This is a genomic window from Thermobacillus sp. (genome assembly GCF_003390775.1).
Classification (GTDB): domain Bacteria; phylum Bacillota; class Bacilli; order Paenibacillales; family Paenibacillaceae; genus Thermobacillus; species Thermobacillus xylanilyticus.
The window spans coordinates 41,433-50,295 of sequence record NZ_QEWA01000053.1 but is presented as its reverse complement, the minus strand read 5'-3'; the positions used below and the strand labels follow the sequence as shown (position 1 = coordinate 50,295).

Genomic DNA, 8,863 nt, shown 5'->3' with positions numbered 1-8,863 from the left:
GTTGTGTTGTACCATAGAGTTACGCACCTTTCTGTTTGGGATGGGAAGACTATCCACTTCCATTTTACCAAACGGAAAGGTGTTTTTCTGTCAAGAACGAGATTTTTCAATAAGAAATCCTAGTCATATCAAGGCTTAGCAGTAATTTTCAAGGTGCGAAAGTTGAGTTATTAATAAACGTATCTATAACTTTAGTTAAGTCGTTGTCTTGGTCAGCTTTTTCGTCGAATCCAAAAATGCTATTAAATGTATTTAAAAGATTATTAGCTCGGGAAATTAGACTAACACAATTAGAAACATCAGCTTCATTCCGTGGACCAAATCTCCCGGTATCCACCCTATCTGTATCAAACACACATTCATAAGTTATCTGTTGAGGCAGTTTCTTTATATCGAAATCCAAAAAACCAGTTTCTATCTTTTTGAAATTATTATAATAAAATTTTTCAATCGGTCGCTTTAAACGCCCTTGCTTGACCAAATACCCGTTGTCAATGTAGTCTAAAAGTTCCCCATTTTGATCTAAAGAGACCATTTTTAGTGATCTAACAGCTTCCATCAGTTTGGGGAGTTGAACCCTTCCTGCAGGTTGTAGTAAAAAAAACAGGTCCTCATTTTTAAGTTTGCTATAGTGAAAGTAAACGTCTTGAGCAAGAGCGACAGAGACAACACTACTGTCTACAATATTCTCATATTCTCCAGTCGGATCAATTAAGATGGCTTTGTTGTTATTATTCTTTATTCCTTCAATTAGTTTTGCAACTGTCCAACTTTTCCCACCTCCTGTAGTTCCTACAACAGCACAATGCCTGCCAAATATGGCTTGCTGAGAAACAGTAACTTCAGTACCGATGTTAGAAGTTAAGGTAGCAAGCTTAATGTATGGCGTACTATCCTCATCTTCCTTTAACCCAAACCGTTTAAAATAATCTTGAATAAACGAAGATGAACAAACAAATACTTTAGCACCAATGTTGGGATAGCAGTCTAACCCTTTAGAAACTGAAAGCGGATCAAAATAATTAAAACTCAATAATACTTCCGCTTTAGCTGTTGGATGGAAATCCGCAAGTTGAAAAGCCTTTTCATTCAAATCTAGTCGTTCCTTTTCTGGTAAGCTCAATTCTAGTAGCTTTCCTATAAACCCAAAATTATCACCTTCAATTACAATAAAGTTCCCCACTAGTCCTCCATTAAATTCTTCTCCGGAAAAAATAAATTTATTAAGAAGAACTGATGAAGGAAAGTGGATTCTTACAAATTGAGGATTAACTTGACTGACATATCCAATAAAATAATTATGATCAAATGGAGTGGGTCTCACAGGATCACCTTATTCTCCATAAAGTTCAATAAAAGGATAATTCTCGACAAAATCCTTAAACTTCTCTTCGATTAAAATAACGTTGTTGTTCTTCTCAGCCTTTTGTCTTAATCTTTCTAAACTCGGATTTTTATCTATGTCAAGTGTAACCACCAGTAAAGTAACACTATTATTGATATCCAATGCTTCATGGATTATTGAAGATATATGTTTATCGTAAAAACTAAATCCAATACAAATTAGCAAAACATTTTCCCTTCGTAATGCCTGCTGAAATCTAGCGATCATTTCAAAAAATGGCTGTTCATAGGAGGATTCAAATTTACTATATTGAGGAAAAATCATCACTGGATTAGAGGGGTTCTCAGATTTTTTTATGAACTCTCCTTCTCTCTCCCAATCCAGAGAGCCATGCGGCTTATAAAGATGAAATACTCTTGGCGCGTAATTTTCCTCTGTCTTAATTCTGCTGTTCTCACGGACAACTATATCATAGTCAAAGTATTTTCCATTAAATCGTCTTGGGAATGAGTACGAGAATCCATCAATTATGGTGTACCCACATCGACTTGCAGCTTGTTCAAATAATGTATCATAGTTAAGTGTAAAAATTTTTAAACGCGGGTACTTTAGCTTTCTGGAGGTAAGTTTCTTTAGAAACAATTCGTGATGAGAGTTCTCTGGAAGAATTAGTGTGCATTCTTCTTTAATAATATTTTGGATTCTCCTAATCATTCCTTCTACATTACGGGGAACAAAATCCTGAGCACTAATTGCCCTTGAGAGCAATGCCTCTAGATCAGGATTGCTTTCGTCAAATTTTATGGCCTCACAAAAGCGAGAAAATTCCTCTTTCCCAATTTCCTCGGTTACAGTCTCCCATAGTTCTTTCATCGTCTTGCCTTTTTTCGTATCAGCACCTATGCCAATTGATGAGCCTGATCCTGTTAAAACTATTAGATTCTCGAATTGATTTGATAAATATGTACTGTAAAACTTTCTTAATTTATCGTATGCATATTCTTTTGGACTCATATCTTCATAATCAGCAACTTCTTTCCCATTGAATCTGACAGTATCTTCATCGTATTCGATATTATTGGAGTGGCTAATTAGTATTTTCTTCATCAAAAACTCCTCCTTGCAATCTATACAAAGTTGCTAATTCTACCCATTTTCCAAATATATACACATGTTCTCACATCCACTATGTGCTGTAAATAGTTTTTAATGCTAATGGACTAACTCTGTTCAAAAAACCAACATCTCCACATAGGACTTGATGCTATGCCCCCTCTACTTACCAAACCCGTGCGCCTTGAGCCGCTCGACGAAGGCGGTGAACGCCTTGCTGACGAACCGATCCCGGCGGCGGATCAGCCGGGTCGTCATGGACCAGTACGCCTCGGGAACGGGCAGCACGCGCAATTGCCCGTCTTCCTGCGGCAGCGCGGAGACGGGCAGCAGCGTCGCTCCCAGGCCGGACCGCACGCAGCCCAGCATCGTTTCCAGCGTGGCGGTCTCGATCACCTGCGCCGGCTTCAGGCCCGCGCTCTCCAGCCACGCCTCCGTCAACGCGCGGAACGGGCATCCCTTCTGGAACACCACCCAGGTCACCCGGGACAGATCCGAGGTTGAAATCTCCTCCACGCCGCTGTGCGTCACCAGCCCGACGACATCCCGAATCTCGTATTCGGACACCAGCAGGGGCGAGCCGATCTCGCCCGTGACGAACGCCCCGTCCAGCTCATAGTTCAGCACCTTCGCGCGCAGATTCGGCGACGTCCCCGTCACCAGAGAGAGCGAGACGTGCGGATAGCGGGCCTGAAAATCGGACAGCACGCGCAGCAGCCCCGCGGACGCGACCGTCTCGACGACGCCGATCGCGAGCGTGCCGGCCGGTTCCTCCCGCTCCCGCACCGCGTTGACCGCATCATCCGCCAGCTGCAGAATTTTCAGGGCATACTCGCGGAAAATGATCCCCCGTTCCGACAGCACAACCCCTTTCGGATGCCGATGAAACAGCGGAGCGCCCAGCTCCGACTCCAGCTTCCGCAGCCGGGTCGTAACGTTCGACTGCACATAGTCCAATCGCCGCGCCGCGGCGGACACGCTGCCCTCCTCCGCAACCACCAGGAAAACCTTCAGATCCGTCAGTTCCATGAGCTTCTCACCGCACATTTTGACTATCAAAAATTTTGATGATTCTATCTATACTCATCATTTTACGACATGGATGCAGAGCATTACAATACAATCGCAACCAACATTCCGCTTTCAGGAAGGAGCGATCACCATGCATGACGCGCATCTCTTTGCACCATACCGGCTCGGCCCGCTGTCCCTGCCGAACCGGATCGCGCTGGCGCCGATGACGCGCACGATCGCGGAGCCGTCCGGCCTCGCGAATGACCGGATGGTCCGGTACTATACCCGGTTTGCCGAGGGCGGGTTCGGCCTGCTCATCACGGAGGGCGCGTATCCCGACCTGGCGCACAGCCAGGCGTACGAGAACCAGCCCGGCATCGCCGACGAGGAGCAGGCGGCTTCGTGGCGTCCGGTGGTCGAAGCGGTGCATCGCGCGGGCGGCCGGATCATCTGCCAGTTGATGCATGCCGGCGCGCTCGTGCAGTACAACCGGTTCGTCCGGGAGGCGATCGCGCCTTCGGCGGTGAAGCCGAAGGGCAGGCAGCTTGAGGAGCACGGCGGCAGCGGCGAGTTCGCCGTCCCCCGCGAAATGACGCGCGAAGAGATCGATGCCGTCATCAGCGGGTTCGCGGCGGCCGCGCGGAGAGCGAAGCAAGTCGGGTTCGACGGCGTCGAGGTGCATGCGGCGAACGGTTATCTGCTGGATCAGTTTCTGAGCGAAGGGATCAACATGCGGACGGATGAATACGGCGGCCCCGCCGCCAACCGCGTCCGCCTGACCGTGCAGGTGCTGGAAGCGATCCGACATGCGGTCGGACCGGACTTCGTCGTCGGCGTCCGCATTTCCCAGGGCAAGGTGAATGACTTCGACCACAAATGGCGGAACGGCCTCGAGGACGCCCGGATCATCTTCACCGCACTCGCCGCGGCGAAGGCCGACTATATCCATACCACCGAGTACAAGGCGTTCCGCCCGGCCTTTGGAGAAGACGGGCCGACACTCGCCGCGCTGGCCAAGACCTATGGCGGCCTGCCCGTCATCGCCAACGACAAGCTGGGCGAACCCGAACGGGCGGAGCGCCTGCTGGCGGACGGCGATGCCGACCTCGCGGCGATCGGGACGAGCGCCCTCGTCAATCCGGATTGGCCGCGCAAGGTGAAAACGGGCCTTCCGCTCGCGCCGTTCGATCACGCCTTCCTGCACCCGATCGCCACGATCCGGGACGAGGAGTGCGCGCTCCGATAAAGAAGACGTCCCCCGGGCCGCGCATTCGGCCGGGGGACGTTCTGTCAGGCCATATCCAGCTTCCCGCCGTGGTAGCAGTAATAATGAGCCGCGCGCAGTGCCGTCAGCTTCCCGAGCGATTGCTCCGCGCCGGACAGATCGAGACAGAACTGCGGATTGGCGATGGCGAGCCGTCCGTTCTCGTTCACCGCCGCATCGCCGGCAATCACGCTGTTCAATTCGGGAATATGCAGCGAGATATGTCCGGGCGTATGACCGGGCGTCGCGATGACGCGGCACCGTCCGTCGAACAGCTCGTCGCCGTCGCGCACCGTTTCGTCAACGGGCACATGCTTCAAGCTCTCCAGCTGCCGGATGAACCAGCGGCCGAACTCCTGCTGCTCCTCGGGCAGATGTTGCTGCATGTTCTCGGCCTGGATCAGCCGCTCCGACTTCCGCTCGCCGCTGATGGCCCCCGCTTCCCGCTCGCTGGCGATGATCCGGACCCCGGGGTATTTGGCTTTGAGGTCATGCAGTGCCCCGATGTGATCGATATCGTAATGCGTCATGATGACGTGGGTCAGATTCCGCGCGTCATAGCCGTGTCTTGCGATCTCCTGCTCGATGCGCGGCAGAAAGCCCGGATACCCGGCATCCACCAGCGCCAGCACATGATCCGCCGCGATCAGACTCGGATAGATGACATCGGTTTGACCGTTCAATTCGAACGGCAAGCTCAGTTCGATGATGTTCACAAGCCCACCTCTATTCCGGATGATTCCCCGAAGCCTCGCCGACCGTATAAGGGGTCGTGACATTGGCGTACGTCAAATGCATCGACATCCCCCATGCCGCGTGGTCCAGGATATGGCAGTGGTCCATCCAGATGCCCGGATTGTCGGCGCGGAACGCCACCTCATACGTTTCGCCCGGATCCACGAGCAGCGTGTCGAGCACGAGCGGACTGCCTTTGTACGGCTTGCCGTTCCGGCTCAGGACGACCATATGGTGGCCGTGCAGATGCATGGGGTGATCCGAGAACGTCCGGTTGACGATGCGCGTTTTGACCAGATCCCCTTCCTCGACCACGAACGTCGGCGTACGCGGGAACACTTCCCCGTTGATGGCCCAGAGCGTGTTCGAGTGTCCATTATAATGCCCCAGGTAGATCTGGTCGAGCACCATCAGAAACTCCCGGTCGAACACGGCATTGCCGTCGATGGGCGCCGGGGCGTACGAGCCGTATGCCAGCGGGTCCAGGATCGGGCCTCCCGTCCGGATATCCGCCGCTTCTTGCCCGTCTTTGCTGAATATAATCGTGGTCTCGGGTTCCCGCCCGTCCAGCGTCAAGGCGACCGGATGGTCCGGCATCGTGAACGTCACGTCGTACCGGCCGCCGCCTCCGATCTTCAGCCGCATGCCGGTGACGGCTTCCGGTTCGTGGATGTCCCAGCCGTCGATCGCGGATACCCGGAAAGGCGTTCCGTGGAGCGAGAACAATTTCGTGTAGCTGGCGCTGTTGACGAGCCGGAGCCGCACTTCCGTGCCGGGCGGGATGATCCGCTGCCCGCCGGACGCCGGCCCGGGCAAATGCAGCACCGTCCGCGTCCCGTCCGGCGTCTCCCAGTCGTGGGAGAAAATCGTGACATCCGCCGTCCCGCCGCCCGCTTCGGCGCCGTCCTTCGGCAGTATGATGAAGGCGCCGAACAGCCCTTTCGCCACCTGGACCGAGGAAGCCTGATGGGAGTGGTACCAGTGGGTGCCCGTCTCGTTCACGACGAAGCGGTACGTATGGGATTCACCGGGCATGACGGCGTTCTGGGTGAGGCCCGCCACCCCGTCTTCGGCGTTCGGCACATCGACGCCGTGCCAGTGCACCGTGACGCCAAGCTCAATGTCCTTGTTGATGAGCTCCACTTCGACCAGATCGCCTTCGCGGACCACGAGCTGCGGGCCCGGCACCTGGCCGTTGAACGTCCACGCTTCGACCGTGTGTCCCGAGGCAAGCTCGATCATTTGCTTCTGCGCGACGAGCGTGAACCGCGCGTCAGGCTCGCCGGTCCGCGGACCGGTCAGATCGGTGACGCTGATCGCCGCGCTGCCGGCCGCGGACGCAACGGCATGGCGGGCATGATGATCATGATGCGCTGACGACACCGCTCCGGCAGGCACGGCACCTCCGCCATATTCGAACGTCTCGGGGTGGAGCATGGACATGGACGCGGGAAATTTGCTGCGCTCCATCGACCACAGGAACCATGCCATCAGCAGGACGACGGCCGACAGCGTGAACGCGGCGCTGCGGATCGCCATCGCCAGATAGCCGCGCCCCCGGGCCTCGATGGTCCGGACGCGCCGCCGATGGTACAGCTGCAAGAGCGCCGCGGTTCCGGCCAGCATGGCCAGGTACATCGTCGATTCCCGCAGATCCGGGACGGAGGGGATATCGAACCATACCAGGTACAGCACGAGCAGCGTGCCGGCTGCCATCGTGTGCACGGCTGCCGCAACGTTCGCCGCGGCCTCCGGCGTCATCGCCTTGTCCCCTCTCAGCGCGGGCAGCGCGCGTGCGGCGACGAGCAGCGCCGGCAGCGCGAGGAGCGGCAGCATGACGACGACGCGGTCCATGACGAATGCCCAACCCAGCGCAAAATAAACCGCCGCCGTGACGGCACCCCACAGGATCACCAGCAGGATGCCCGCCCATGAACCGATGTGCGCCGCCCGCCTCCAGAGCGGATGAGGGGATGGCCGGAACACCGCATATTTCAACCCGTTCGCCGCGATTCCGGCCATGACCCCGGCGATCGACAGTCCCATGAGCAGCAAAACTTCAAGCGCGGAAAAGGTTTCAAACACCGGACTGCCTCCTTAACGCCTCCTTCCGCCGCGCTTCACACCGGCACCTTGTCGTGCCAATCCACGCGGTAATCGTACAGCCAGGCGTTGGATTGACGGCTCGCCTGCTTCAGGAAGAACGGCAGCATCAGATCGCGGAAAAAGACCTGCACCGGATTCGTCGCATGTTTGCGCTGGCCGATGGTTCTCGAATATTTGACGACCTTCTCCACCCGTTCCCGGCGCAGCAGTTCGAACTGCCGGAACGCAGCCTCCGGGCTGCGGTTGTCCCGGATGCAGCGGGCAAGCACCAGCGCGTCCTCCAGCGCCAGCGATGCGCCCTGCCCCGCGTTGGGCGAGGTCGCGTGAATCGCGTCGCCGATGAGCACGACCGGTCCCTTGTACCAGGAGGGAACGGACATCAGGTCGTAGATCGGATAGACGCCGATCTCGCTCTTCGTCGCCCGGATGATGTCCGGAACGGGATGAATCTCGTTGCGGTACAGGTCGTCAAGCACCCGGCGCCACTCCGCCTGCGGGATGGACTGCAATTCCTTGCGCGACGGTCTGCCCGGATAGTCGAGATTGCCGAACCAGTAGATTTCACCATCCCGCTTGACCAGGTAGCCGAAGAACGCCTTCTTCCCGAACACCATGTGCTGGGCCGGCTCGTGCGGGATGTCGACGCCGCGCGCGAAGCCGCCGAAGCTGATCAGGCCCGTGTAATCCGGCTCCGGGGCGCCGGGCAGAATCAGCCTGCGCGTGCGCGAATGAATGCCGTCGCAGCCGACGAGCAGATCGCCTTCCGCGGACGTCCCGTCGTCGAAGAGGGCGGTCACCCGGTCGCCCGCGATGTGCAGATTGGCCAGCCGCTTGCCGAATTCGATCGGGATGCCTTCCTGCTGCGCCGCTTCGCGCAGCACTTTGTGCAGGAAGCCCCGCTTGACCGTGAACCCTTGCGGCTCGCCGGACGGGTCCTCGATCTTGCCCAGCCACTTGCCGCTGCCGCTGTGGAAGTTCATGGCGCGCAATTCGATGCCTTCTTCGCGGATGCGGCCTTCCACGCCCAGCTCGCGCAGGATGCGCAGACCGTTGCGCGCCACGTTCAGGAACAGGCCGGTGTAATCGTCATGGCCCGGCTGCGCCTCGTAGATGTGAGGCTCGTACCCGGCCCGCTTCAGGAAGATGGCAACGGCCGGCCCGGCGATGCCGCAGCCGATGATGATCGCTTTCCTGTTTTCCATGGTCATGATCTCCTCCTTGAGAATGCAGTCAACCCGGCATTTATCTTAATAATTAAGATATTACGCCGCAGGTTGCCGGATTTG

7 protein-coding genes are annotated in these 8,863 nt (G+C 55.7%); 1 reads left to right on the top strand and 6 read right to left on the bottom strand.

Annotated features, from left to right (window positions below; genetic code table 11):
• Positions 1–148: 148 nt before the first annotated feature.
• The 3 genes from C6W55_RS15470 to C6W55_RS15460 form a co-directional block, all read right to left on the bottom strand.
• Positions 149–1,324 (bottom strand): helicase HerA domain-containing protein, encoded by a 1,176-nt coding sequence (locus C6W55_RS15470; RefSeq protein WP_286893679.1) that lies wholly within the window; start codon positions 1,322–1,324, stop codon positions 149–151.
• 9 nt (positions 1,325–1,333) lie between these two features.
• Positions 1,334–2,452: an SIR2 family protein gene (locus C6W55_RS15465; protein ID WP_286893677.1), complete on the bottom strand. Its 1,119-nt coding sequence runs from the start codon at positions 2,450–2,452 to the stop codon at positions 1,334–1,336.
• Between the two features lie 168 nt (positions 2,453–2,620).
• A complete protein-coding gene (locus tag C6W55_RS15460; protein WP_286893675.1) occupies positions 2,621–3,487 on the bottom strand; it encodes a LysR family transcriptional regulator in 867 nt (288 codons plus the stop codon).
• A gap of 133 nt (positions 3,488–3,620) precedes the next feature.
• On the opposite strand from C6W55_RS15460, the gene C6W55_RS15455 reads away from it, so the two are divergent.
• Positions 3,621–4,718 carry an oxidoreductase gene (locus C6W55_RS15455; protein ID WP_286893673.1) on the top strand — a complete coding sequence of 366 codons (1,098 nt, stop codon included), beginning with the start codon at positions 3,621–3,623 and terminating at the stop codon, positions 4,716–4,718.
• Between the two features lie 44 nt (positions 4,719–4,762).
• Here C6W55_RS15455 and C6W55_RS15450 read toward each other — a convergent pair whose 3' ends face one another.
• Genes C6W55_RS15450 through C6W55_RS15440 form a run of 3 tightly spaced genes read right to left on the bottom strand, consistent with a single transcriptional unit; the run spans position 4,763 to position 8,779 of the window.
• The gene (locus C6W55_RS15450) at positions 4,763–5,452 is read right to left on the bottom strand and encodes an MBL fold metallo-hydrolase (RefSeq protein ID WP_213483930.1); all 690 of its coding nucleotides are present in this window, start codon (positions 5,450–5,452) and stop codon (positions 4,763–4,765) included.
• Positions 5,453–5,462: 10 nt separating this feature from the next.
• Entirely contained in the window at positions 5,463–7,556 is a 2,094-nt protein-coding gene (locus C6W55_RS15445) for a multicopper oxidase family protein (RefSeq protein ID WP_286893671.1), read from the bottom strand.
• A gap of 35 nt (positions 7,557–7,591) precedes the next feature.
• The gene (locus tag C6W55_RS15440; protein ID WP_286893669.1) at positions 7,592–8,779 is read right to left on the bottom strand and encodes an FAD-dependent oxidoreductase; all 1,188 of its coding nucleotides are present in this window, start codon (positions 8,777–8,779) and stop codon (positions 7,592–7,594) included.
• Positions 8,780–8,863 lie beyond the last annotated feature (84 nt).

What these genes read in the sequence shown, in the direction of transcription:
- C6W55_RS15460 (WP_286893675.1), bottom strand. Translation starts at nt 3,487, where the DNA reads ATGGAACTGACGGATCTGAAGGTTTTCCTGGTGGTTGCGGAGGAGGGC.
- C6W55_RS15465 (WP_286893677.1), bottom strand. Translation starts at nt 2,452, where the DNA reads ATGAAGAAAATACTAATTAGCCACTCCAATAATATCGAATACGATGAA.
- C6W55_RS15455 (WP_286893673.1), top strand. Translation starts at nt 3,621, where the DNA reads ATGCATGACGCGCATCTCTTTGCACCATACCGGCTCGGCCCGCTGTCC.
- C6W55_RS15440 (WP_286893669.1), bottom strand. Translation starts at nt 8,779, where the DNA reads ATGGAAAACAGGAAAGCGATCATCATCGGCTGCGGCATCGCCGGGCCG.